The following is a 23,285-nucleotide window of genomic DNA, read 5'->3' on the forward strand; positions in this document are numbered from 1 at the left end:
TTCAGAGACAGTTGGGTAGTCCTACTTCGTTAAAAAAATCAGAGCTCCTTCTCCCTACCAGGGAGAGGGGTGGGCACTTACGCGCAATTTGTGACACAGTAGGACTGCCGACCTACATACCGGACGTCATCCTTGCGATGTTTTATGCAATCGTTTGCATAAAGAATGATAAGCGGTGAAAAATGGAATGTCAACGAATATCGGAAAGAATTGCAACCGCTTCCTACTCTAGCGCTGGTCTTTTAAGTCGGGGGATACAGGTTGAGGCCGCATCCGGCGGCAAGTGCGTCAAGGAGCGCTCGGTCAGCTAGTGAGGGCTTGTTCGAGAATCCTCGCCAGCACCGCGTGAGCCAATGCGCCGGAGTTGACCGGACCCGCAGTTCGCGTAGCGCTCGCTGTCAGCAGGCCACCCATGAACGCCCGAAACCCGATGCCGGCCGCTTCGGCGCACTCGATTAATGTCAGCGCAATCTGCGGCTTGATTTGAAATGACGGGTCTTCCTTGCCGTCGGCCCCGCTCGGCAGACCTGCACGGTGCCAGGTCCATCCGATAATGGCGTTGTTCGTCAGTGTCATCACTGCAACAATGCCATTGTCGATCTGGGCGACTGGGCCCAAGTATTGTTGATCTGCGCCCTTGAATTAGTCCATAAATAATGCCAAGCACTTCCGCTGAAATGGATATCTCCTTAAGTCTCACGTCGCACTCTTTTGCAATAAGTATGCGTTCAGTGTCCTCCGCCCGCGCCGAACATCGATGTCGCGTGGATCAGGCCAATGCCAGATGCGCCGCCATACTCAATCGATGTATTGACGGTCTCGTTGTAAGTTTCATCGAGCGTCCAGCCGCGCAGCAACTTGAATAGGTACTGCGACGATATCATCTGGCGCACACTGAGCTGCATGGAGAATTTTTAGCGATCCGGCGCACGGTGCGATTGTCAACTGAAACAATTCCAAGATGAACTGATTAGCGCCTCCATTCAGCCGATTCGCTCATTACCATTGCGTCCGATGATGCCAACGAGGACAGCAGCAAGAAGGACGGCTCCGACCACCAGCGGTTGCCAAGTTGCATTGATATTCAGCAGGTTCATACCGTTAATCACCAGAGCGAGGATCAGAGATCCGAAGAGTGTACCAAGCAGACTGCCACTTCCGCCAAAGAGGGACGTCCCACCAATCAGAATGGCAGCGATTACGGGCAGTAGCAACTGCTCTCCCATACCTGAGTCCGCGGCGTTCACCCGTGCGAGATAGACGAGTGCTGCGAGACCAGACATCAGGCCACTAATGACGTAAACAGAGATCCTTCTTTTGCGTACGGGTATGCCAGAAAGGATTGCAACGTCTGTGTTTGCGCCAATGGCGTAAAGCTCGTGGCCGAAATTGGACTTCTTCATGAAGAGAGAACCGACAACGAGTACGGCTCCCATTATGTACACTGGTATTGGGACACCAACCATGAAGCCTGTTCCTAGAGCCCGAAAGGAAGTCGGAAAGCCATATATCTCGTTACCACCCATATAGCGGAATGCAAGCCCCTGAAGAATCCAGAGCATTCCATAAGTGGCCAGGAACGGCGGTAAGCGCAACGCTGTCACTGCCAGTCCGTTCAGAACACCCACTATTGTTCCCGTTCCTATTGCCGCGGCGATAGCTAGAATCGGCGGGGCACCCGACTTCATAACTCCGGCTGCCAAACATGCCGACAAAGTGAGGTTGGCGCCAATGGACAGATCAAAACCGCCGGAAATAATAACAAGGGTTAGCCCGGAAGCGAGCAAAAACATCAGGCTGGCCTGACGGAGGACGTTCAAGAGGTTTGCCGACGTGCCGAATGTAGTGGTAGATATTGCCAAGCTAATCGCAAGCACGATAATAAGGCCCCCTCGCAAAACGATAGTGGCCGAATCGCTCGCCATAAAGTCTTGCAATGAGGCTTGGCTAGAAAACATTTTTGGTCGTAAAGATAACGTCGTTGTGTTCATACATTTTTCCCCATGCGTGATTTTCTGGCGCTGTCAATGAGAATGATCACTAGCACGAGAACACCCACGGAAACAACTTGTAGAGATGATTCGATGCCGAAGAGGTTCAACGCATTTCGAAGAACACTAATAGTGATGACTCCCAAGACCGTACCGAATAGCCAACCGTCCCCCTTCTCAAAGGACGTACCACCCAAAACCACCGCGGCGATTGCGTCGAATTCAATGCCAATTGCCGAAGTTGGATGAGCGGAATTCATCCTGCCCGTTAATAGAAGAGCGGCAAATCCAACAATAAGTCCGCAAAAAGCGTAGACACCGATGTGATAGAGGTGCGCACGGATCCCTGCGAGGACGAGTGAGTCCCGATTGCCACCGATAGCGAAAACATATGTGCCAAACCGGGTGTGGTAGAGCAGTAGGTGGGTTAGACCGTAAATGATTAGCGCCGCTAGCACTGGAAAGGGGACACCCAGTAGAGACCACGCATAGACTTGGGAAATTGAGGTGCTGCCGACACTGACCACGTTTCCATCCGTAAGAACTAAAGCGGTACCCTGAGCAATCCCGAACGTTCCGAGAGTGACGACAAATGGAGGAAGCCTTAGTTTTGAAATAAGTACACCGTTAAGTGCGCCAAATGACAGACCAACAAAGACGGATAGTGCAAGGGCGATACCCAGTCCTAGTCCTGCCCCAAGAGCCAGCGCAAAGCATACCGAGCAAAGGCTTAAAAGAGCGCCAGCTGACAGGTCCAGCCCTTCGCTAAGGATGATGAGCGTCATCGGCATAGCGATCATCATCAGAATTGAGGCTTGTGTCGCGATATTTAAAACATTGCCGGCCGCGACAAAATGTGGCACGCCCAATGCGGACACCAAGAGCAATAGTGCCGTCGTTGCGACGATGGCTGGAAGCGGGCGTTTTTTAGCTTCGACACCTTGGTGTGAAATAATATAGTCCATGGTTTATGCCCCGTGCAAGGCTAGGGTTAGAATGGCTTGCTCTGACAACTCACCTCTTTGGAGCTCCCCCGCGATCGCGCCATCCTTCATGACGTACGCGCGGTCGCAGAGGTTGACAATTTCCGGAAGCTCGGAGCTAATCATCAATACAGCGCATCCCTCCTGTGTCAGTTTTTCGATAAGGGCGAATATTTCGGTCTTGGCCCCGATATCTATGCCGCGGGTCGGCTCATCAAAAATATAGAGTCGACATGCCGCGTTGAGCCATTTCCCGATGACGATCTTTTGTTGATTTCCGCCGCTCAGGACCCGGGCATTCCGCCTGGGATTTTGCGGGGATATTTTGAGCAACTCGACCAAAGAGCGCGTCGTCTTGCGTGCGACGGTGGATCGATACCAACCCCTAGGGAAAATCTTCCACAGACTGGAGCTCAAAAGGTTATCGTGCACTGAACGCTTAAGCGCAAGTCCTTCTTGTTTCCGATTCTCCGGAATCAATGCAACCCCCATTGCCGCGACGGTATGGGGCCCTCCGTTAACCTTTCGCCCAAATATACGCACTTCTCCGGAAGTAATCGGGTCGGCACCGAACACGGCACGCACGACCTCCGTTCTCCCTGAGCCGACCAGCCCGGATAGTCCCACGATTTCCCCGCAGCGAACATATAGATCGACGCCGCGCACGCCTGTTCCCGTCGTCAACTGGGTCGTCTGGAGAGCGATATCGCCCGCAGTTCCGATATGCTTTCTTTGATAAGCAGTTCCGACCCGCCTACCAATCATAAGTTTAATTAGTTCATCTGGACTCGCATCCCCAGCAGCCATGGTCGTGATCATGCGGCCGTCCCGCAGGACTGTAATTCGATCTCCCAAGTCAAAAACCTCCTTCATCCGGTGGGATATATAGACGATGGATACACCTGATTCGCGTAGGCGATTGATAACACCAAAGAGCGCTTCTGCCTCGCGGTCGGAAATCGCCGCTGTCGGCTCGTCCATTACCAAGACGCGAGCGTCCTGCGAAAGCGCCTTTGCGATTTCCACCATCTGTTGTTGCGCCACCCCGAGATCGGCAACTACGGCTCGTGTGTCGTAGGCAAGTCCGAGAGATTTGAGCACGACCTCCGCATCCCGGTGCATCTTGGGACGATCAATGAGCCCTAGCGCTGTGCGCGGTTCGCGGCCAAGGTAAATGTTTTGCGCGAGGTTAAGATGCGGCACGAGCGAGAATTCTTGGAAGATAACCGCAATACCTAATTGCCTGGCATCCTTCGGCGAGGTAATGAAGATCGCTTTTCCATCAACAAAGAAGGCTCCGGAATCCGGACGGTAAGCACCGTACAAGACCTTAATGAGGGACGATTTACCTGCGCCGTTTTCTCCCAATAACATATGAACTTCGCCAGCGTACAGCTTCAGCGTAACGCCATCCAAAGCCTTTACGCCAGGAAAGCTCTTGCTGATGTCTCTTAGCTCAAGGACGGGAGGCGTTGTTTCGAAGATTGATTCCATTTTCATTCAAGCACCGAAGAGAGAGGATTTAGCTCCGCCGGAAGATTCTTCCAGACAGTTGGTAGTCAAAATGGCGGAGCTTTGAAACGAGCTGGGTCGGTTTAGTTGACGATCTCTTCCCACTTCGGGCACTGACGCTTGTCTGCTGGCAATTCGAATGAAGTGGTATTGCTTTTGTCGATGACGACGCCTTTAATGATGATATTCGGTGGGACTGCTTGCTTCCTAACCGTGCGCACTGCAGCCATCGTCGCGATGCAGCCCATCTTGTAGCCGTTGAACTCCGATGTCGCGAGCAGGCGGCCGGCTTTGATTGCCTCAACTGACTCGGGGACGCCCCCGATACCAACAATCTTCGTTTGCTTGTGGCCGGCAGCTTCGAATGCCTCGATGGCGCCAAAGGCCATGACATCGGCAGCCGCGAGTACGCCGTCAATGTTTGAGTTGGTCTGGATCAGATTTTCGGTGACTTGGAGCGCTTGAAGACGTTGATAATTCGCCGGCTGCGATGCCAGAACTTTGACGTTGGGAAACTCTGTCAGCGCTTTGTGAAACCCTCTGACCCGTTCGTCACTGGTGGTTGATCCTTTCACGCCTTCCAGAATGATGACGTTCCCTTTGCCCCCAATCGATCGGAGAAGGTACCGTGCAACATCAAGACCAAGGTTGTAATCATCTGCTACCACAACACTCGCAAATTTTCCAGCTGCGACTCGGTCGTTATAGTTGATCACTGGAATGCCGCTGCCATTGACCTTCTCGATTGCGGGCACCACGCCGCGGGGATCGATAGCCATAAACACTAACGCGTCGGGCTTTTTGACGATCACATCTTCCAGTTGGCTTAACTGTTCACCAAGGTTATTAGGACGAGTGGGCGCGTAATGCGTAACCGTAGCGCCAAGCTGTTTTGCGGCAGCATCCACGCCTGCATGAACTAGTGCGAAGTGCGGATCAACCTGGTTCTTATAAAAGGCGGCAAGCCGCTCACCATTGGCTGAGGCGTCTTGCACGCATAATATAAACGCGCTTATACAGGTAAGGCCATTTACTATACGACGGTGACTCATATTCATAACATCTCCTTTGAGTTTTTTAATTGTTCGTAGAGTAGGAGCGAAGGCCCTACTAAAAGAACAAGTTTTTAAAAAATACGCTGCAATCGTTTGCATTAAATCAAGGAAAATTTAATTTTTATTGTCGGTGTATATTGTTGATATGTCATTTACCGACGTGCTGTCACCGTCCATGAGGGCCTTGGGAATCCGTCTTCAAAAGATGTGTTACAGACGACCAACTCATTTTTTCGCCTTGCACGTCAGATGCTTCCTGCTTACCAATGGGGTGATGTTGCAGGAGCAAACACCACCGTCGACTTGCTCGCCCGAGAAGGTGCGGCTCCTGCAACACACAATTCCTAGAATGTAAGTCTGGCTCCCAGCGAAACAATCGAAGGGCTCGAACCCATCGCCGGTGCGGTATCGTTAATTGGCATGTCCACAAAAGCGTTGGCCTGATTGAATGTCTTCGAGTAATAGGTAAATACAGCCAGCTGCTTATTAAACTGGTGCTCAACGCCTACCGAAAGAATCTTCGATGCGCTTTCCGGACCGGCACGCAGTGCGCCAATGATTTGCTTCGACGAGCCGCCAACCTGGCCTCCCACCGCATAACCCAACTTAAACAGATCGCTTTCCGTAATCTTATGTACTACCGAGACGTAGTACTGGTTCTGGTGGAGATCGCCATCGGCAGCTTGATAGCGTAGACGCTGAACGACTCCAGCGACGCGCGTTTTGCCCGCGAACCAGTAGGCAGCGCCGACCTTCACACCTGTGTCGTTTCCACCGCCCGGCTGGAATTGGTGATGCACCTCATAAGCAAAGGTTGTGTTCAGCGGCCCTTGTTCGTAAGTGGTTTCTAGCGAGAGCAAGTGAGGATTTTGCGCTGGTGCTGCGGAGACGTTGAGTTCCGGAATGGCGCGTTGTGCGCTTGCCTTGTTCTCGCTAGTATCAAAGCCGAATCGGACCTTAAAGCCGTTAATATCCGGTGACCAGTATTGGATCAGATTATGTTCACGCCGGTCGAAGGTCGATGGGTCAGTGATGGGGTCTGAGGATGCCCCAGAGCCGTTCCCCATGATGCCCATGTAGGCGCCCGTGTTTGTGTAATAAGGGTCATAACCGAAGGTGGAATGAGTGTACGGAGTTTGCCAGTTGCCGAAGATGACACGTCCGTACTTCTTGCTATCGAGACCGACGCCAGAATCCCGGTTGGCCCACGTCTGGCCCGGGACGTGGAGTCCACCGCCGCCATCGGCCGCTGCACTGCTCTCAACCTGCCAAACGCCTTTTAAATCGTCGTTGATGTTGACATTGCCACGAAATCCAATAACCGACCGCTGGTTCCTGAGGCGGCTATGTGAAGACGCGTCCGTAGAGATGAAGTTCCCATTTTGGTCCAACACAGGGTTGCCTTGGTTGGGACCGAAAGTGTTATCCGGGACGAACGTTTTGCCTGAATAGCGCAGATATTCGTAAGCAAGCTGTACGCGACCATAAATCTCAACATCGGCGCGATCCCCAAGTTTCAAAGTCGGCTCAGCGAATGTAGCCGCCGATCCACACATAGTTGCAGCAATTGCAACAAGTCTCAATTTATAGCTCATTTTTATTCCAAATTGTTGAGGGGTCCCTAATTGCGAATGCTGCTTGCCCGGACCGCCAAACGGCATGCAGAAAGACTGAATTGAAATGAAGCATTAAAATTTTTGCATCTTTAATGCAAACGTTTGCTTTGCACTGCAAAATATTCACTTAAAGAAATAATTCTATTCAGAAATAACTTATGCCCATTGGCATAAATATGAATAACAACTAAAATTCCCTCATAAGTACATGGCTCGCAATGTTTGTGCAAACGTATGCAGGATTACCTCATATCACGCTTCTGTCAAGTTTTTTGGCAGCGTTGCCAAAAATTTTTTTGGCCGGCCTCAATGCAATCGAATGCCCATATACAATTGCCTTATGAAAAATACAACCACAACAAAAAAACCCGGACGCATCACGATCCGCGAGGTTGCCGCTCACGCCTCCGTCAATTCGTCAACAGTTTCCCGTGTCTTGAATCCCGCCACACGGTACTTAATCGGTGACGAGGTCGCTCTCCGGGTACTCGCGTCCGCAAAAACACTCGGTTACCGCCAGAACACTGTCGCGTCCGCGCTGCGAGGTGGAAAGTCAAAGGTTATAGGCGTACTGTTGCCTGATATTGAGAACCCGGTGTTTCCGCCAATGGTCCGCGGAATCGAGGCGCAACTCGCCGCCGAAGGGTTCTCGGTATTAATCGCCAACGCAGTTGGAACCCCTAAGGACCAAGAGCGCGTGCTGGAGCAGATGTTTTCGCGTCAAGTGGATGGCCTAGTTCTCGCCACTGCGGCGCGGCATGATTCACTAGTGCGACGCTGTATTCTCGAAGGAGTGCCCGTGGTCCTGGTCAACCGCGCAGAAGAAGGCGGACATGTTCCCGAGGTCGTAAATGATGACTTCCTTTCGATGAAGCTGGCAGTCGAACATCTGGTAAATTTGGGGCATAAACGCATTGCACACATCGCCGGACCGGCGAATCTTGCAACGGGATTTTCGCGTATCCAGGGCTTTCAGGTGGCTACGCAGCAGCACCGTTTGTCAGATACCCCCATCGTAGAGTCGACCGAGTTTGGGCGCGAAGCTGGGAGGGCGGCCTGTCTCCAACTCTTGAAGCAGAATAAGAAGGTGACTGCCATCGTAGCAGCTAACGATTTAATCGCCCTAGGGTGCTATGACGCACTCGCAGATCAAGGCCTCCATTGTCCGAACGATATCTCGATCGTCGGTCACAACGACATGCCCCTCGTGGACATGCTCAATCCGCCTCTAACAACGGTGCGTATTCAGCATCGTGAGATGGGTCGACAAGCAGCAAGGTTGCTACTTGAGAGGATCTCTTCCCCAAATGCCGCCCCCGTACGCATCACCCTGCCCCCGGAACTCATGGTTCGCCTGTCGACAGCAGCCCCAAAGAAGGCCTAGCCGACAGGGTTGCCGTCTTTGTATGGTGACCTGTATAAGCCCATAACGATTTCTTAGGCGCGAGAAGATAACTAACCTGGCAATTTCTACCCGACCCGTCGAAAAGGCAGGGATGGAACCGGCTGCGCGCCAGGATGGGCGGCAAATTCCACGCGGTCGTTGACGCCGTGGCGCAGGCGATGGCAAGAAATGAAGATGGCGCACTTGCGCAGCTCATTGGACACGCGTACCTGCCCAGAATTCGAGGCCCGAGCGCAACAGCTTTGGAAATTCTGTTGCCGCTGGTGACACGCCAGCAGAGGAAGTTTTCAAGCTTTTAAATCTAACAATTGACGAAGTCATAGATAGCGGTAACCGTGAAATAGGTCGACCGTCGGTTCTCAAAAAATTTGACCGTGAGGGCTAACGAAAGCCAAACTCCAAAGGTGATCTTGTGCGATGTTCGGTGATTGGCAGGATCTCGCGCTTGGCCGCAGCGTAACTTTTTAGCTTGTCGGTAATGATCACCCGGGCGATGACACGCTCAATTTTGAGCAAACATTTTGGCCGGTCCAGTGTACGTGGGCGACTCGACACCATGATAGTAATGGCAATCGCGATGACCCCATCCCTAAGCGATTCGAGCCGGCGTGGCTGCGCCATGTGCTCACCCATATCGCCAACCATCCAGTCAACCGAATCGATGAGTTAGTTCCGTGCAATCTCCATGCAGGCGGCGAAATCCTCCACCTTGTTCTACAGCCAAAGTTCCAGGTCACGTTCGATTGCCGCAGCGCGGTGTGCGTTCTCTTATGCTTCAGGTAAAAATCGGACGATGCGGTAAGTGTCAGGACGTTTTGGTGCCGGGCGATTCGCGACCCGGACTTATTCTTTTCTCCAGCAGCACACTATTATAAAACGGAAAATTTGGAGACTTCGAATGAAATCAGCATCAAAGACGATCATGGCGCTCGCCATGTCGGTTGCCTGCAGCTGCGCCTGCGCCCAATCGAACGTGACCGTGTACGGCACGGTCGACATGTACATGGGTGAGGTCAAAAACATCGGCGGCACCGCAGCCCAAGGTACGGTCGCTTCCGTCAACTCGGGCGGCCTGACAACTTCCTTTATCGGTTTCCAGGGCCGGGAGGATCTGGGCGGCGGCCTGGCCGCGATCTACATGCTCGAATCTTACATGCGCATGGACACCGGCGTCATCGGTCGCAACGACACCGTGTTGTTGAATTAATCGAAGCCAGGCAAAAAGGTCCCCCTTTTTTCGGCCTCCTTCAGATCTTTACTGACACCGGCATGCCGAAACTGGTCATCCTGTTCACTGCGGACGCACTGATCCACGCCTCCGTTTTCTGTTGCGGCAGCGCGCGTGCTTTCATCGTGTTGCCGAAGATGCGTTTGTAGCGCTGCATCGCAAGTTCAACATAGCTGCGGAAATTGTACCCAGTGATCCGCTGCCAAACGACGCGCCCTTTCTGAGCGATGGTCTCAATATGCTGGTCCCGCTGGGTCTTGCCGGTGGCGGAAACAACTGCTGTTTTGTGGGGGGGGGACGACCAATTGGGCATCAGGCTGCTTCGCCAATACCGCCTGCGATACCGGTTCGCCGTCGTATGCGCCATCGCCCATGAATGTCGCAAACGGTGTCGTGATTTGATCGAGCAGATCCGGCACTGCCGTCGTGTCGCCCACTTCCGGCATCGTCAGTTCGCAAGCGAGAACCTGATGATGTTCGTCGATCGCCAGGTGCAGCTTTCGCCAAGTGCGCCGAGCCGGGACGTTATGTTTCTCCTGGTGCCATTCGTCTTTGCCGTACACTTTGAGTCCGGTGGAGTCGACAATGACGAGGCTGCCTGGCTCGAGTGCTTTGCTCAAGGCATGCCTTGGCAAGCCGATGCTCCGCTTGGAAATGCAACTGAAATCCGGGATGCTGATTTCGGCCTGCATGACACGGGCAAGTGAGTTCATCAGACCTTCGGTCTGCCGCAATGGCAGATGAAAAACTTGGCGTATGAACAGGGTGGTTTCGATTGCCACGTTGGAATATTCCACCGGCCGGCCGCGTGCACCAGTCTTGGCCGGACGCCACTCGGCTATTGCCTCATCGGTAAACCACATCGTCAAGTCGCCACGGCGCCGAAGCGCAGCGTTGTACTCCGGCCAATTCGTCACTTTGTAACGCGGTTTTTCAAATTTGTGGCGACGGTCTTCACTGTGTTTGTACGGCACTGATCTACCTGGACGAAAATTTCAGAAAATGATGTCGAATTGTACATGTTTTTGGAAGCCCGTCGAATTATTCAACAACGCCGCCGCCAATGGCGCCGACGATAGATACACACCTTCATTTTTTTCATATCCGCTCAACGATCAATTCGCTGAGTAACGGGTGAGCGGGTGCCCGCCGATGCACCCGGCTTACGATTTGAAGCTCATGTTGCGGCGCAAGACCACCGGCACGCCGCCCTGGCTTTTCTTGACCAGCCATTGCGCCAGCGCCGAATCGAGGTAGTCTGCATGGCCCGGAAACCATTTCGCCAGTTCCGCCGCCAGGCCCCTGGCAATGGCCGGGTCCTTGCCGTCGGCCAGCAATTGGCGCACTTCGTGGACTGACTTCATCACCGCAGCGTGCTCGTCGATGTGGCACTTCATGCTGGGGAAGTCCGTCTCCTGCATCCAGGTATTTTCCTGCGAAAAATGGGATTCCCCATGGACGGCGAATTCGTCCAGGTGCTGCGCGAGTTCTTCCGGCGGGCATTCCAGCATCCGGTTGACGATCTCGACGAATTCCTGATGCGTGTCGTCCATCGCTGCATGACCGAGCTTGAAATTGTCGGTCCATTCAAAGGCGGCGTTCGCGAAGTCTTGGTTCATCATCTGCCTGCAAAGGTTTCATTTTGGACTCGACGATGTGCCCGTCAAGCCGCGCCCGCGGGGATGCCGGCGCTGTCGGCGATCTTATCATCTCCAGTCCGGCTTGCCGCGCCCGCTCAGCCATCCTGCGTTTGGGTGAAAAAGAAACGCAGCATCCTCCGACTGCTTAATTTCTTATTCTGATCGGCAATCGCCCCAGGAACGCGGCAAAAGCGGTCCCAGATCGACGCGCCCTTGCCATCCTCTGCGCTGGCGCCTTCAATTTGGAACGCGCTGGTGGCCACGCCCCACACGAAATCCGGCGCAAAGCACGCGGCAAGGTCGGCAGGGATGTGACGGCGCATGAGGGGACTCATGACAGGAATCCGGTCAGGCTGCGCAACACCGCCTGGGCGTCGCCGCTGCCTTGCGATCAGTCCGAGTAGAGCGGATTGGGCGAAACATAGGCCTTGACCATATGGTCCAGCAGGCCCGGTGGCGCGACCCGGTTCAAGTCGAACGATTCGATCGGGCCGTCAAAAGTCCAGGTGAATGTCTTTCCTCCGACGTCGAAATTAACCGTCTGGCCACCTTCCACGTTCACATACCGGGTGTCGGGCGTAATCGTGATCGTGCGTTCGCCTGCCGTGGCCGACGCCGGGTCACCGAGTAGTTTGACAGGGGTTGCCGCCATTGAAGACAAGGCCGAAAGGGAGAGCGTCAACGAAAGAACGGTGGCAACAAGCGATTTCGTTTGCATGGTGTACTCCAGTAAAAAGAGAGGAAATGGTGCAGCACGCGCGATGGTGAACAGCGATGATAAGATTTTGCACCATGGAGGGTTAAGGGAACATTGGCACTCGATTAAAGTTTGTTCATGTTCAAAGGTGGCCGAATTGTCGAAAGAATCAGGCGCCACATGACTTGGCCTGCCACGGCGGGCTCACTTGCCGGCCTGTTGTGCCTCATGCAGCCTGTGCAGAGTGATGTTTCGCAACTCGAGCTTGCTTTCCTGTATTCTTGCGACACCGACGGCGAAACGTCGCTAGGGACTCCGCTTACCAACGACAAGATCGTGCGTGGACATCAATAGAAAATTCCTGAATGTGTCAAAGTAGAACTACCGGTTTCGCCGAAAATTGTGACCTGTCATAACGATGTCATATTGGTGCACTACACTACTTACATCTGCAATACATGCCACATAGGCATGACAGCAGACTAGGTGCGCCGGGTCAATCCGGGGCACCCAACCCCATTCATCTACATGGACCGTGTTGGCTTTTTTTCGCCCGCGTTCACCAGCGGACATTGTCCTTTACCCCACTCCTTGCACTCGCTACGCGTGCGCAAGCAGCCTGTGCAGAACCCGTTTTCCCTCCTGCGGCTCCTGCTGCGGGTCGGCACCGCCCGCAGCACTCACTCCAGGAATCTCAAGTAGAACGCTGAAAACACTAGTAACGGGCAGCTCGAACAGCACTTCGTTGTGCGGTGCGCTTGACGCGAAGACCTCGGCCAAAGCGGCGCTCGCTTTGTTCGTTCGCTGGTAGACCAACTTGCCGCTGACGTCGTGTTCAGCGGCCAGGTCGGTGATCGTTGCCGTTCCAGCAAACGCCAGAACGGCCAGGTCAATTCGGTCGACTTCGAGCAGCTTGGCTGCCGGGCAAGCGGATGGATTCATATGTGACCACGCTTCAAGAATGGGCCAACAGTATCGCTCAACCGCAACAATCCGCGCGGCGTCTGTGACCCTCGATTAAACCACGCCGATTCGACGGTCATGCACCGGCTCAAGTCTGACATGCTGCTAACGCACCGTTCCATTGAAAAACAAGTTCAGTCCTAACGTGACCTTATGCTGTAGCTCGGTGTCAGTCGGCTCAATTTTTTTCTCAAATAACAATGAATATTCGGGATCTCCTTGAATGCAATTGAGAAAATGAATAGCCAGCGTGTCGGCCGGTATATCGTCCTGAAAGTTAATTTTAATATCAGCGCGCTCGAAAAATCGGATGAGAAATTTTTTCGTTTGGCCGGGGCCGGCCTGGTTGTAGGTAATCGCCATTTCGGGATTGGTGTGGGCCTCGGCGATCACCATGCGGCGCAGGCTGACGATTTTTGGCATTGAGACTAGTCGGAGATAACGCAGCCCGAAATCGCTCAGTATCTGCTCGAGCGGACGCATATCGGTACCCATGTCACCAATATTGAAATAGCGTGACCGACCTGCGGCGAGAACGGCGTTAAACAACCCAGCTTTGCCAGAAAATTTTACATAAATCGTGCGCACGGCCACGTGTGCCTCACGCGCGATCATTTTCAGACTCACTTTGCTGTAGCCCTTTTCTAGGAATAGGCATTCGGCCGTCTCAAGGAGGTTACGTGCGCGTGCCTCCATGTCGGCAGCCCGCGGCCGACCGGCTGCCTTACAGCCCGGTGTCCCGCTATCGACGCCGGTAATGACTACTACAGTGTCGTCGAAATAAATTGAATTGGACATGTCGAGGAACTTTTAGATCAGTAAAGACGCCAATGTGGCCTAAAAAAATGAAATTCAGTAGTTTCCTTTCATATTGCGCGGCCAGATAGTGCGTGCGACATATGGTTCAGCAAGTCAGCCGATTCGAACGTGGTATCCGCCCAGCGAATCTGGAGAACCTGCCGACCTCGCTGAGTCCTTGTGCACGCACGCGCTATTTCGACGCGTTTTTGGTCAATGATCAGACCAATACGGTTACGCGCTGGATCCGATGACGATCGATCTTGCCTGAATCTGTTCGAAGGTTCTTCCATTTTCGCACCGGCCAAGGGTGCGATCAAGATGCACACGCTGCTCGGCCTGAGCAGCGTGATCCCCGCGTTACCCACGGCAGCGACACAAGAATGCGCGACGTCAGTCAGCGACTCCGCCCTCCTCTTTCGTTGGCCTTGAAACGATGCCGCGCAATGCGGACTTCGGCAGCGCAACAGACACAGTACGGATTCCGAGTTCAGCGGTGGAGCGCAAAAAGTGAAGGCAGCTCAGCGGACCGTGATTGGGCCGATTCGGACGGCTACCCTTTGTGGATGATTTTTTCTAGGAGGCGATTCGAAGATGGACCGTCTTTCACGGCAAACAGAAAAATCTGTCGCCTCTGTCGCCTCTGTCGCTCCTTTGCTACAAATCCTCCGCCCCCATAAGCATTTCATCGAGTCCCTTTCCCGCCTTTATCATGGGCCATACATTCTCGGCCTGGTCGGTAATGAAGTTCATGAACACCAGCCTGTCCTTCCTTGCGAAGGCTTCCTGCAACGCCGCCTCGACGTCGCCGGGCCGGTCGATGGTGATACCCACATGACCGTACGATTCGGCCAGCCTGTCGAAGTCGGGCAATGCCTCCATGTAAGATTCAGCATAACGTGAGCCACTGTAAACATCTTGCAACTGACACACCATGCCGAGCGAACGATTATTCAGCATAATTATCTTCGGAGTCAGACGGTATTGCTTGCATGTCGCGAGCTCCTGGATACACATTTGAATCGATGCCTCGCCGGTGACACAGGCGACTGTCGCGCCGGGATTGGCCAGTTGCACCCCCATCGCATAGGGCAGTCCCACACCCATCGTCCCCAGACCGCCGGAGTTGATCCAGCGCCGCGGCTGGTCAAATTTGTAGTACTGGGCCGCCCACATCTGGTGCTGACCGACGTCGGAAGTAATGAAAGCGTCGCCCCTGGTGACGTCCCACAATTTTTCGATCACGAATTGCGGCTTGATGATGTGCTGCGAAACTGGGTACTTCAAGCACGCGAGATCCCGCCACGTATTGATCTGGCTCCACCACGCCGACACAGGTGGTCGGGGCCCGGAAAATTCGGGCTCGTCAAGTTGTGCCAGCATTTTCCGGAGCACATTCTTGAGATTGCCAACGATGGGGACATCCACCTTCACCCGCTTGGAAATCGACGTGGGGTCGATATCGATATGAATGATCTGGCGCGGTTCGCTGGCAAAATGATCGGTGTTGCCGATCACGCGATCGTCGAAGCGCGCGCCAATGGCGATCAGCACATCGCAATGTTGCATCGCCATGTTCGCTTCATAGGTGCCATGCATGCCAAGCATGCCCAGAAACTGGTCGCTGCTCGCCTTGTATCCCCCCAGTCCCATCAAGGTATTCGTGCACGGATACCCGAGGCGATCGACCAGCTTATTCAACTCCGGCGCGGCATCGGCCAGAATCACGCCGCCGCCTGCGTAGATCAACGGACGGCGCGCGCCCAACAACAATTGCACGGCGCTCCGGATCTGGGACGGATGACCTTCGCCAGCAGGTTTGTACGAGCGCATGCTGACGTCACGCGGATAGTCGTAGACGCATTTGTGCGTGGTGATATCCTTCGGAATGTCAATCAGCACCGGTCCTGGGCGGCCAGTGCGCGCAATGAAGAATGCTTTCTTGATCGTCAATGCCAGCTCGTTGACGTCCCTGACCAGGAAGTTGTGCTTCACACAAGGACGCGTGATGCCAATCGTATCGCACTCCTGAAAGGCATCTTGTCCAATCGCATGCAGGGGTACCTGACCTGAAATGATCACCATTGGAATCGAATCCATGAATGCCGTGGCAATTCCGGTAATGGCATTGGTCACGCCGGGGCCGGAAGTGACGAGCGCAACGCCGACCTTGTTCGAGCTGCGCGAATATGCATCGGCGGCGTGGACTGCAGCCTGTTCATGGCGCACCAGCACATGCCGGACGCGGTCCTGCCCGAACAGCGCGTCATAAATGTGGAGTACGGCTCCGCCCGGATAACCGAAGACATGGCCGACATTTTCCTCCTCCAGGCAACGAACCACGATCTCGGCGCCGGTCAGCGTGTCACGGACCTGCTTCGTTTCAATTGGGCCTGTCTGAGCGCCCGTGCCGCTTATTGATTGTTTAATGACTTCCATTTTTTTCCCAAACTGTTCGCACTATCACGAAATTGGCCTGCACACGGATGCTGCAGGATTATTTTTTTCTGGCCGCTGGCAAGTCGGTGCAGACGCCTTCGACCACTTCCGCCGCCAGGCCAATCGATTCGCCCAGGGTCGGGTGCGGATGGATGGTCTTGCCGATGTCGGTGCCGTCCGAGCCCATCTCGATGGCCAGCGCGATCTCGCCGATCATGTCGCCGGCGTGGGTGCCGACGATGCCGCCGCCGACGATGCGATGCGTCTCGGCATCGAACAGCAACTTGGTGAAGCCTTCGTCACGGCCGTTGGCCACGGCGCGCGCGCTGGCGGCCCAAGGGAACAGGCCCTTTTCCAGCTTGATGCCCTTGGCCTTGGCTTCGTCTTCGGTGATGCCGACCCATGCCACTTCCGGATCCGTGTAGGCGACCGACGGGATCACCTTGGCGTCGAAATACGCTTTCTGTCCGGCTGCCGCTTCCGCCGCCACGTGGCCTTCGTGCACCGCCTTGTGCGCCAGCATCGGCTGGCCCACCAGGTCGCCGATGGCGAAGATGTGCGCCACGTTCGTGCGCATCTGGCCATCGACGTTGATGAAGCCGCGCTCGGTGACGGCAACGCCCGCCTTGTGGGCGCCGAGTTTCTTGCCGTTCGGGCTGCGACCGACGGCCACCAGCACCATGTCGTACAGTTTCGGTTCCGGTGCGGCGACAGCGGCGTCGGCCGACTCGAACGAGACCTTGATCCCTTCCGGCAGCGCTTCCACGGCCACCGTCCGGGCCTTCGTCATGATGTTGTCGAAGCGCTTTTCGTTGAACTTTTGCCAGACCTTGACCATGTCGCGGTCGGCGCCCTGCATCAGGCCGTCGAGCATTTCGACGACGTCGATGCGCGCGCCCAGCGTCGAGTACACGGTCGCCATTTCCAGGCCGATGATGCCGCCGCCGATCACCAGCATGCGTTTCGGCACGAATGGCAAGGTCAAGGCGCCGGTCGAATCGACGATGCGCGGGTCTTCAGGCACGAAGGGCAGCTTCACGACCGCGGAACCGGCCGCGATGATCGCCTGCTTGAAGCCGATCACCTGCTTGCTGCCGTCGCCGGCCGTCACTTCGATGTGGTTCGGGCCGACGAACAGGCCGACGCCCTGCACCACTTTGGCCTTGCGGCCCTTGGCCATGCCGGCCAGGCCGCCCGTCATCTTGCCGATGACTCTTTCCTTGTAGGCGCGCACGGCGTCGATGTCGATCGCCGGCGCGGCAAAGGTGACGCCGTGTTTCGACATGCTGGCCGCCTCGTCGATCACGGCCGCCACGTGCAGCAGCGCCTTGGAAGGGATGCAGCCGACATTCAGGCACACCCCGCCCAGGGTCGGATAACGTTCGACGATCACCGCGTTCAGGCCCAGGTCGGCGGCGCGGAAGGCCGCGGAATATCCGCCTGGACCGCCGCCCAGGACCATCAGGTCGCATTCGACATCCACCTGGCCGGCGTAGGGCGCGGCCAAAGGAGCTGTGTCGGTCGGGGCCGGGGCCGGGGCTGGCGCCACAGGTGCGGGTTCCGGGACGGCCACGGCCACACCGGCACCTTCCTCCAGGATCAGCAACAAGCTGCCTTCTGCCACCTTGTCGCCCACCTTGATTTTCAATTCCTTGACGACGCCGCCATGGCTGGCCGGGATTTCCATGCTGGCCTTGTCGGATTCGACCGTAATGAGCGACTGATCGACCTTGATCATATCGCCTGGCTTGACTAGCAACTCGATCACTTCCACTTCCTTGAAGTCGCCAATATCCGGCACTTTTATTTCAATCCCACTCATTACCTTGACTCCGTAGTCATCGTTTCATTCGTCGCGGCGATCACTCATTCGCGTCTTTATCACAGCAGGCTTTTGCGCAGGTCTGTCAGCATCTCAGCCAGACAGACGGAAAAACGCGCGCCGCTGGCGCCGTCGATCACACGATGGTCGTACGAGAGCGACATCGGCATCATCAGGCGTGGCGCGAATTGCGCGCCTTCCCACACCGGCTTGATCGCGGCCCGGGACAAGCCGAGGATCGCCACTTCCGGCGCATTGATGATCGGCGTAAACGCGCCGCCACCAATGCCGCCCAGCGACGAGATGGTGAAACTGGCGCCCTGCATGTCAGCCGGCTTGAGTTTGCCTTCGCGCGCCAGCGCAGACAGCCCGCCCATCTCTCGCGCAATCTGCGTTATGCCTTTTTTGTCCGCATCCTTGATGACCGGGACGACCAGGCCGTTGGGCGTGTCGGCCGCAAAGCCGATGTTGTAATACCGTTTCAGGATCAGATTCTCGCCCTTTGCATCGAGCGAGGCATTAAAGGCGGGAAATTTCTTCAGCGCGGCGACGCTGGCCTTGATGACAAATGCCAGCATGGTCAACTTGACGCCTGCGGCCGCCGCATTAGCATCCTTGCGGAATTGCTCCAGGTCGGTTACATCGGCTTCGTCGAATTGCGTCACGTGCGGGATCATCACCCAGTTGCGATGCAGATTCGGGCCGCTGATTTTTTTGATGCGCGGCAATAGCTGCAATTCGGTCGGGCCAAATTTTGAGAAATCCAGCGATGGCCATGGCAATAGCTCGAGACCACTCCCGCCGCCTTTGCCTGGCGTGGCCGAGGAAGGTCTGCCATCAGCGTCCCCAGCCATCAGCGCCTTCACATAATTCTGTACATCACTATGTTGGATACGGCCTTTCGGCCCTGTGCCCGACAAGTGCACCAAGTCAACCCCGAGTTCGCGCGAATATTTTCGCACCGACGGAGATGCATGCGCCGTGCCGGCTTGCGGTGCGACCGGCGCAGCGCTGGCCGCGCCGTGCGATTCGGCCAGTGCCAACGCCGGTGCCGGCACGGATGCCATAGCAACGGGAGTCGCAACGACGGCCGTAACGGCAGGTATAGCAGCTGTCACAGCAGCCACCGGCGCCGCCACAGCGGTGGCGCCGGTGGTCTCTAGCACTAGCAGCAGCGAGCCTTCCGCCACCTTGTCACCAATCCTGATTTTCAATTCCTTCACCACACCTGCATGGCTGGCCGGAATTTCCATGCTGGCCTTGTCGGATTCGACCGTAATCAGCGCCTGATCGATCTGGATCGTGTCTCCCACTTTCACCAGCAACTCGATGACCTCGACTTCCTTGAAATCGCCGATATCCGGCACCTTGATGTCCATCACATTCATAGCTTTAGCTCTCTGCGTTAAATCGCTGTCGATAATGGCTTCGTCAAATCCAGGCCCAGCATGTCGGCAAACTTCGTCATCTGCGCCGCGTCTTTTCCGAGGGGCAGTTCCCGCAATGCGGAAAACGCAATCCATTTCGCATCGACCTCGAAAAAGTCGCGCAAGTTGGCACGCGTATCGCTGCGCCCAAAGCCGTCGGTGCCCAACGTGACGTAGCGTGCCGGCACGTAGGCGCGGATACTTTCGGGAATGCCGCGCACATAATCGCTGGCGGCAATGACCGGAGCATTGCTCTGCCCCAGCTGTTGGGCGACGTAGGCTTCTGTCGGGCAATTGGAGAGGCGCTGATTGCGCTCTGCCGCGATACCGTCACGCGCCAGCTCGGTGTAGCTGGTGACGCTCCATACTTCGGCGCTCACGCCAAATTTTTCCTTCAGCAGTGCGGCCGCGGCGATCGATTCCTTCAGGATCGGGCCGGCGGCCAGCAGGCGCACGTCGGCATTTTCCTGCGGCTGCAGGCAGTACATTCCGCGCCTGATTCCTTCCTCGACCCCTGGCGGAATACTCGGCTGCGCATCGTTCTCGTTGGTCACAGTGACATAATAGAAAATGTCTTCGTTGTCGTCGAGCATCCGCTGCATGCCGTCCTGCACGATGACAGCCAATTCATAGGCATAAGCCGGATCGTAGGACACGCAGTTCGGCACCGTCGCCGCCATCAGATGGCTGGAACCATCCTGATGCTGCAAGCCTTCGCCTGCCAGTGTCGTACGGCCGGAAGTGGCGCCGATCAGGAAGCCGCGCGCTCTCTGGTCCGCTGCCGCCCAGATCAGATCGCCGATGCGCTGAAAGCCGAACATCGAGTAGTAAATATAAAACGGCAGCATCGGCAAACCATGCACCGAATAACTGGTTGCCGCTGCAGTCCACGAAGAAATCGCTCCGGCTTCGATAATGCCTTCTTCCAGGATCTGGCCATCTTTGGCTTCCCTGTAAGACAGAATGGAGCCGATATCCTCCGGCTCATACAACTGGCCCTGCGCCGAATAAATCCCGACTTGCCGGAACAGATTGGCCATGCCGAAGGTACGTGCTTCGTCGGCGACAATGGGCACGATGTGTTTGCCGATCGTGGCGTCCTTCAACAAGCCGCCCATCATCCGCACCAGAGCCATCGTGCTCGACATGTCTTTGCCGTCCGCTTCCAGCGCAAATTTGGCATACGAGCCAATATCGGGCACGGCCAGTTTCGTCTGCACCGTGTTGCGGCGCGGCATGAAGCCGCCCAGCGACGCGCGGCGCGCAAGCAGGTGGCGCATTTCGGCGCTGTCATCGGCCGGTTTGTAGAACGCCAGCGCTTCGCAGTCGGCATCCGAGATCGGCAGGCGGAAGCGGTCGCGGAACGCGATCAAATCGCTGGTGTCGAGTTTTTTCTGTTGATGCGTGGTCATCTTGCCCTGACCCGCCGGACCCATGCCAAAGCCCTTTTTAGTTTGCGCCAGGATCACGGTGGGCTGGCCGCGATGATTCGCCGCTGCCTGATACGCCGCATGGATTTTTTTCATGTCATGCCCGCCGCGCCGCAGGCGGTCGATTTCGTCGTCCGTCAGCGTCGCACCTATCGCCCGCATGCCCGGCGTTTGGCCGAAAAAGTGTTCCCGGTTGAAGGCGCCGTCATTGGCAGCGAAGGTCTGCAACTGGCCGTCCACAGTCTGGTTCAAGGCATTCACCAGCTCGTCCGATTTGTCGCGCGCAAACAGCGGATCCCAGTCCGCCCCCCATAACAACTTGATGACATTCCAGCCAGCACCGGTGAATATCGTTTCCAGTTCATCGACAATATGGCCATTGCCACGCACCGGACCGTCGAGCCGCTGCAAATTGCAGTTCACCACGAAGACGAGGTTGTCCAGTGTCTCACGCGATGCGAGGCTGAGCGCCGCCAGCGATTCCGGCTCATCCATTTCGCCATCGCCGAATACGCCCCAGACCTTGCGCTCCTGCGGTTCCAGCAGGCCGCGATTCTCCAGGTAGCGCATGAAGCGCGCATGGTAGATTGCGCTGATCGGGCCAAGTCCCATCGAACCGGTGGGGAACTGCCAGAAATTTTCCATCAGCCATGGATGGGGATACGAGGACAGACCCTGTGCCCCGTGTTTCTTGGCGTTGATTTCCTGTCGGTAGAACGACAACTCTTTTTCCGTCAGCGTGCCTTCCAGGAAGGCGCGCGCATAAATCCCGGGTGCCGAATGCGCCTGGAAATACACCAAGTCGCCGCCAAAGGAATCAGTGCGGGCACGAAAGAAATGATTGAAGCCGACTTCGAACAGATCGGCTGCGGAAGCGTAACTGGCAATATGGCCGCCCAATTCACCGTAGGCGCGGTTGGCGCGTACGACCATGGCCAGCGCATTCCAGCGTATCAGACTGGCCAGATGCTGCTCGGTTGACAGCGCATCCGATCCGCCGGGAAACGGCGGCTCATCCTCGACACGAATGGTGTTCGTATATGGGGTATTGCGCGAATCACGCCATTGAATGCCGGATCGCTGCGCGGCGGCGCTCAAACGCGACAGGAGGTAACGCGCGCGGTCCGGCCCGGCAGCCTGTATCACGCCTTCCAGCGCGCCGACCCACTCGTTGGTTTCCAGCATATCGTTATCGCATTGGCTGTTCAAGTTGTCGGCAGTTGACATTTCCATGGTCTTTGTTCCTGGTTTGGTTGGACGTACAAAGATATCATTTACAAGGCAGCATAAGTAACCGCAATTTACTTCAAAAACAATAAAATTCGGTGTAATATGCTTTTATATTTACTAAAACAGATTTAAAAACTTCATATGGAACTTGATACAACCGATTTGCGAATTTTGAAAATATTGCAGGACGATTCCAAGATCAGCAATATCGAACTCGCCGCCAAAATCAATCTGTCGGCATCACCCACCTTGGCCAGGGTGAAAAACCTGGAGGCTCACGGGGTGATTTCTCGTTACGTGGGACTGGTCGATCCGGCTGCGCTCAGCTTGAAAATGAATGTATTCATTCAGGTCAGCCTGGAGAAGCAAGAGTCCGCGGCGCTAGCCCGCTTCGAGCAAGATGTAAGCCATTTCGAGCAGGTGATGGAGGTGTATCTGATGACAGGGGACGAAGACTACTTGCTGCGCATCGTCGTGCCAGACATGCAGGCGCTCGAGCACTTCATACTGGATCACCTGGCCAAGATCCCGTGCGTCAAGAAGATACGCTCAAGTTTCGCGCTGAAACAGGTTAAATACAAAACTGCTCTACCAATCAATCTATAGTCATGGCCACACCAGATGGGGCGCGGTTCGATCGAGGGTGGTCACAGGCGCCGCGCGGATTGTTGCGGTTGAGCGATGCTGTTGCCCCACTCTTGAACCGTGGTCACACATGAATCCATCCGCTTGCCCGGCAGCCAAGCTGCTCGAAGTCGACCGAATTAACCTGGCCGCTCTGGCGTTGACGGGAGCGGCAACGAGCACCGGCCTGGCCGCTGAACACGAAGTCAGGCGCAAGTTCGCCTACCAGAAAGCGAACAAAGCCAGCGCCGCTTTGGCCGAGGTCTTCGCGTCAAGCGCACCGGACAACGAGGTGCTGTTCGAGCTGCCCTACCCGTTACCAACCTGAATTTTGCATAAAAAATGGCAAGAATGCCGTAAGCTAAATTCCCCCTTAACCGTGCTTGATAGGCGGTGCGGCCTTGCGCGACATCGGGAGCCCCTTT

General features: G+C 55.5%; 21 protein-coding genes and 2 pseudogenes. 5 read left to right on the top strand and 18 right to left on the bottom strand.

Going from position 1 to position 23,285, the window contains the following annotated elements:
• Positions 1–303: 303 nt before the first annotated feature.
• The 7 genes from ACFOFO_RS04695 to ACFOFO_RS04725 all read right to left on the bottom strand — a co-directional run bounded on the left by ACFOFO_RS04695 (position 304) and on the right by ACFOFO_RS04725 (position 7,136).
• Positions 304–618: a hypothetical protein gene (locus tag ACFOFO_RS04695; protein ID WP_390328953.1), complete on the bottom strand. Its 315-nt coding sequence runs from the start codon at positions 616–618 to the stop codon at positions 304–306.
• 110 nt (positions 619–728) lie between these two features.
• Positions 729–905: a hypothetical protein gene (locus tag ACFOFO_RS04700; protein WP_390328955.1), complete on the bottom strand. Its 177-nt coding sequence runs from the start codon at positions 903–905 to the stop codon at positions 729–731.
• A 78-nt stretch (positions 906–983) separates the two neighbouring features.
• Positions 984–1,991 carry an ABC transporter permease gene (locus ACFOFO_RS04705; protein WP_390330959.1) on the bottom strand — a complete coding sequence of 336 codons (1,008 nt, stop codon included), beginning with the start codon at positions 1,989–1,991 and terminating at the stop codon, positions 984–986.
• On the bottom strand, positions 1,988–2,956 hold the full coding sequence (locus ACFOFO_RS04710) for an ABC transporter permease (protein ID WP_390330960.1): 969 nt from the start codon (positions 2,954–2,956) through the stop codon (positions 1,988–1,990). The genes ACFOFO_RS04705 and ACFOFO_RS04710 overlap by 4 nt, the downstream gene beginning before the upstream one ends.
• Positions 2,957–2,959: 3 nt before the next feature.
• Positions 2,960–4,474: a sugar ABC transporter ATP-binding protein gene (locus ACFOFO_RS04715; RefSeq protein WP_390330962.1), complete on the bottom strand. Its 1,515-nt coding sequence runs from the start codon at positions 4,472–4,474 to the stop codon at positions 2,960–2,962.
• Between the two features lie 95 nt (positions 4,475–4,569).
• Positions 4,570–5,544, bottom strand: coding sequence for a sugar ABC transporter substrate-binding protein (locus ACFOFO_RS04720; protein ID WP_390330964.1), 975 nt, complete (start codon positions 5,542–5,544; stop codon positions 4,570–4,572).
• A gap of 341 nt (positions 5,545–5,885) precedes the next feature.
• Positions 5,886–7,136, bottom strand: coding sequence for a porin (locus ACFOFO_RS04725; RefSeq protein ID WP_390330966.1), 1,251 nt, complete (start codon positions 7,134–7,136; stop codon positions 5,886–5,888).
• A gap of 361 nt (positions 7,137–7,497) precedes the next feature.
• Here ACFOFO_RS04725 and ACFOFO_RS04730 point away from each other — a divergent pair, with 361 nt between their 5' ends.
• Positions 7,498–8,541 carry a LacI family DNA-binding transcriptional regulator gene (locus tag ACFOFO_RS04730; protein WP_390330968.1) on the top strand — a complete coding sequence of 348 codons (1,044 nt, stop codon included), beginning with the start codon at positions 7,498–7,500 and terminating at the stop codon, positions 8,539–8,541.
• Positions 8,542–8,675: 134 nt separating this feature from the next.
• The gene (locus ACFOFO_RS04735) at positions 8,676–8,861 is read left to right on the top strand and encodes a hypothetical protein (protein ID WP_390330969.1); all 186 of its coding nucleotides are present in this window, start codon (positions 8,676–8,678) and stop codon (positions 8,859–8,861) included.
• 82 nt (positions 8,862–8,943) lie between these two features.
• Here ACFOFO_RS04735 and ACFOFO_RS04740 read toward each other — a convergent pair whose 3' ends face one another.
• A complete protein-coding gene (locus tag ACFOFO_RS04740) occupies positions 8,944–9,183 on the bottom strand; it encodes a hypothetical protein (protein WP_390330971.1) in 240 nt (79 codons plus the stop codon).
• 277 nt (positions 9,184–9,460) lie between these two features.
• Between ACFOFO_RS04740 and ACFOFO_RS04745 the strand changes: the two genes are divergently transcribed.
• Positions 9,461–9,769, top strand: a complete 309-nt coding sequence (locus tag ACFOFO_RS04745) for a porin (protein WP_390328968.1) — start codon at positions 9,461–9,463, stop codon at positions 9,767–9,769.
• A gap of 40 nt (positions 9,770–9,809) precedes the next feature.
• Here the strand turns inward: ACFOFO_RS04745 and ACFOFO_RS04750 are convergent.
• The 10 genes and pseudogenes from ACFOFO_RS04750 to mdeB all read right to left on the bottom strand — a co-directional run bounded on the left by ACFOFO_RS04750 (position 9,810) and on the right by mdeB (position 22,239).
• Positions 9,810–10,764 (bottom strand): annotated as a pseudogene (locus ACFOFO_RS04750) (IS5 family transposase).
• Between the two features lie 189 nt (positions 10,765–10,953).
• Positions 10,954–11,412 carry a bacteriohemerythrin gene (locus ACFOFO_RS04755; protein WP_390330973.1) on the bottom strand — a complete coding sequence of 153 codons (459 nt, stop codon included), beginning with the start codon at positions 11,410–11,412 and terminating at the stop codon, positions 10,954–10,956.
• A 179-nt stretch (positions 11,413–11,591) separates the two neighbouring features.
• Positions 11,592–11,753 (bottom strand): annotated as a pseudogene (locus ACFOFO_RS04760) (family 1 glycosylhydrolase); the annotation flags it as partial.
• 68 nt (positions 11,754–11,821) lie between these two features.
• Positions 11,822–12,148, bottom strand: a complete 327-nt coding sequence (locus ACFOFO_RS04765) for a CzcE family metal-binding protein (protein WP_390328974.1) — start codon at positions 12,146–12,148, stop codon at positions 11,822–11,824.
• A 579-nt stretch (positions 12,149–12,727) separates the two neighbouring features.
• Complete coding sequence (locus tag ACFOFO_RS04770; RefSeq protein WP_390328976.1) at positions 12,728–13,069, bottom strand: hypothetical protein; 342 nt, start codon at positions 13,067–13,069, stop codon at positions 12,728–12,730.
• Between the two features lie 126 nt (positions 13,070–13,195).
• Positions 13,196–13,888 (bottom strand): TetR/AcrR family transcriptional regulator, encoded by a 693-nt coding sequence (locus tag ACFOFO_RS04775; protein WP_390330975.1) that lies wholly within the window; start codon positions 13,886–13,888, stop codon positions 13,196–13,198.
• A 657-nt stretch (positions 13,889–14,545) separates the two neighbouring features.
• Entirely contained in the window at positions 14,546–16,327 is a 1,782-nt protein-coding gene (gene ilvB, locus ACFOFO_RS04780; protein WP_390330977.1) for a biosynthetic-type acetolactate synthase large subunit, read from the bottom strand.
• A 58-nt stretch (positions 16,328–16,385) separates the two neighbouring features.
• A complete protein-coding gene (gene lpdA / locus ACFOFO_RS04785; protein WP_390328982.1) occupies positions 16,386–18,149 on the bottom strand; it encodes a dihydrolipoyl dehydrogenase in 1,764 nt (587 codons plus the stop codon).
• A 59-nt stretch (positions 18,150–18,208) separates the two neighbouring features.
• Entirely contained in the window at positions 18,209–19,537 is a 1,329-nt protein-coding gene (gene aceF / locus ACFOFO_RS04790; protein WP_390328985.1) for a dihydrolipoyllysine-residue acetyltransferase, read from the bottom strand.
• Between the two features lie 17 nt (positions 19,538–19,554).
• Positions 19,555–22,239 (bottom strand): alpha-ketoglutarate dehydrogenase, encoded by a 2,685-nt coding sequence (gene mdeB / locus ACFOFO_RS04795; RefSeq protein ID WP_390330979.1) that lies wholly within the window; start codon positions 22,237–22,239, stop codon positions 19,555–19,557.
• Positions 22,240–22,377: 138 nt separating this feature from the next.
• On the opposite strand from mdeB, the gene ACFOFO_RS04800 reads away from it, so the two are divergent.
• Complete coding sequence (locus ACFOFO_RS04800; RefSeq protein WP_390328990.1) at positions 22,378–22,842, top strand: Lrp/AsnC family transcriptional regulator; 465 nt, start codon at positions 22,378–22,380, stop codon at positions 22,840–22,842.
• A 109-nt stretch (positions 22,843–22,951) separates the two neighbouring features.
• Positions 22,952–23,188, top strand: coding sequence for a hypothetical protein (locus ACFOFO_RS04805; RefSeq protein ID WP_390328992.1), 237 nt, complete (start codon positions 22,952–22,954; stop codon positions 23,186–23,188).
• Positions 23,189–23,285: the final 97 nt, after the last annotated feature.

It is taken from the genome of Pseudundibacterium arcticum, from assembly GCF_042646465.1.
Lineage (GTDB): Bacteria > Pseudomonadota > Gammaproteobacteria > Burkholderiales > Burkholderiaceae_D > Undibacterium_A > Undibacterium_A arcticum.

What these genes read in the sequence shown, in the direction of transcription:
- ACFOFO_RS04720 (WP_390330964.1), bottom strand. Translation starts at nt 5,544, where the DNA reads ATGAATATGAGTCACCGTCGTATAGTAAATGGCCTTACCTGTATAAGC.
- ACFOFO_RS04730 (WP_390330968.1), top strand. Translation starts at nt 7,498, where the DNA reads ATGAAAAATACAACCACAACAAAAAAACCCGGACGCATCACGATCCGC.
- lpdA (WP_390328982.1), bottom strand. Translation starts at nt 18,149, where the DNA reads ATGAGTGGGATTGAAATAAAAGTGCCGGATATTGGCGACTTCAAGGAA.
- ACFOFO_RS04700 (WP_390328955.1), bottom strand. Translation starts at nt 905, where the DNA reads ATGCAGCTCAGTGTGCGCCAGATGATATCGTCGCAGTACCTATTCAAG.
- ACFOFO_RS04740 (WP_390330971.1), bottom strand. Translation starts at nt 9,183, where the DNA reads ATGGCGCAGCCACGCCGGCTCGAATCGCTTAGGGATGGGGTCATCGCG.
- ilvB (WP_390330977.1), bottom strand. Translation starts at nt 16,327, where the DNA reads ATGGAAGTCATTAAACAATCAATAAGCGGCACGGGCGCTCAGACAGGC.
- ACFOFO_RS04705 (WP_390330959.1), bottom strand. Translation starts at nt 1,991, where the DNA reads ATGAACACAACGACGTTATCTTTACGACCAAAAATGTTTTCTAGCCAA.
- ACFOFO_RS04725 (WP_390330966.1), bottom strand. Translation starts at nt 7,136, where the DNA reads ATGAGCTATAAATTGAGACTTGTTGCAATTGCTGCAACTATGTGTGGA.
- mdeB (WP_390330979.1), bottom strand. Translation starts at nt 22,239, where the DNA reads ATGGAAATGTCAACTGCCGACAACTTGAACAGCCAATGCGATAACGAT.
- ACFOFO_RS04710 (WP_390330960.1), bottom strand. Translation starts at nt 2,956, where the DNA reads ATGGACTATATTATTTCACACCAAGGTGTCGAAGCTAAAAAACGCCCG.
- ACFOFO_RS04735 (WP_390330969.1), top strand. Translation starts at nt 8,676, where the DNA reads ATGGGCGGCAAATTCCACGCGGTCGTTGACGCCGTGGCGCAGGCGATG.
- ACFOFO_RS04755 (WP_390330973.1), bottom strand. Translation starts at nt 11,412, where the DNA reads ATGATGAACCAAGACTTCGCGAACGCCGCCTTTGAATGGACCGACAAT.
- ACFOFO_RS04775 (WP_390330975.1), bottom strand. Translation starts at nt 13,888, where the DNA reads ATGTCCAATTCAATTTATTTCGACGACACTGTAGTAGTCATTACCGGC.
- ACFOFO_RS04805 (WP_390328992.1), top strand. Translation starts at nt 22,952, where the DNA reads ATGAATCCATCCGCTTGCCCGGCAGCCAAGCTGCTCGAAGTCGACCGA.
- aceF (WP_390328985.1), bottom strand. Translation starts at nt 19,537, where the DNA reads ATGAATGTGATGGACATCAAGGTGCCGGATATCGGCGATTTCAAGGAA.
- ACFOFO_RS04770 (WP_390328976.1), bottom strand. Translation starts at nt 13,069, where the DNA reads ATGAATCCATCCGCTTGCCCGGCAGCCAAGCTGCTCGAAGTCGACCGA.
- ACFOFO_RS04745 (WP_390328968.1), top strand. Translation starts at nt 9,461, where the DNA reads ATGAAATCAGCATCAAAGACGATCATGGCGCTCGCCATGTCGGTTGCC.
- ACFOFO_RS04715 (WP_390330962.1), bottom strand. Translation starts at nt 4,474, where the DNA reads ATGAAAATGGAATCAATCTTCGAAACAACGCCTCCCGTCCTTGAGCTA.
- ACFOFO_RS04800 (WP_390328990.1), top strand. Translation starts at nt 22,378, where the DNA reads ATGGAACTTGATACAACCGATTTGCGAATTTTGAAAATATTGCAGGAC.
- ACFOFO_RS04765 (WP_390328974.1), bottom strand. Translation starts at nt 12,148, where the DNA reads ATGCAAACGAAATCGCTTGTTGCCACCGTTCTTTCGTTGACGCTCTCC.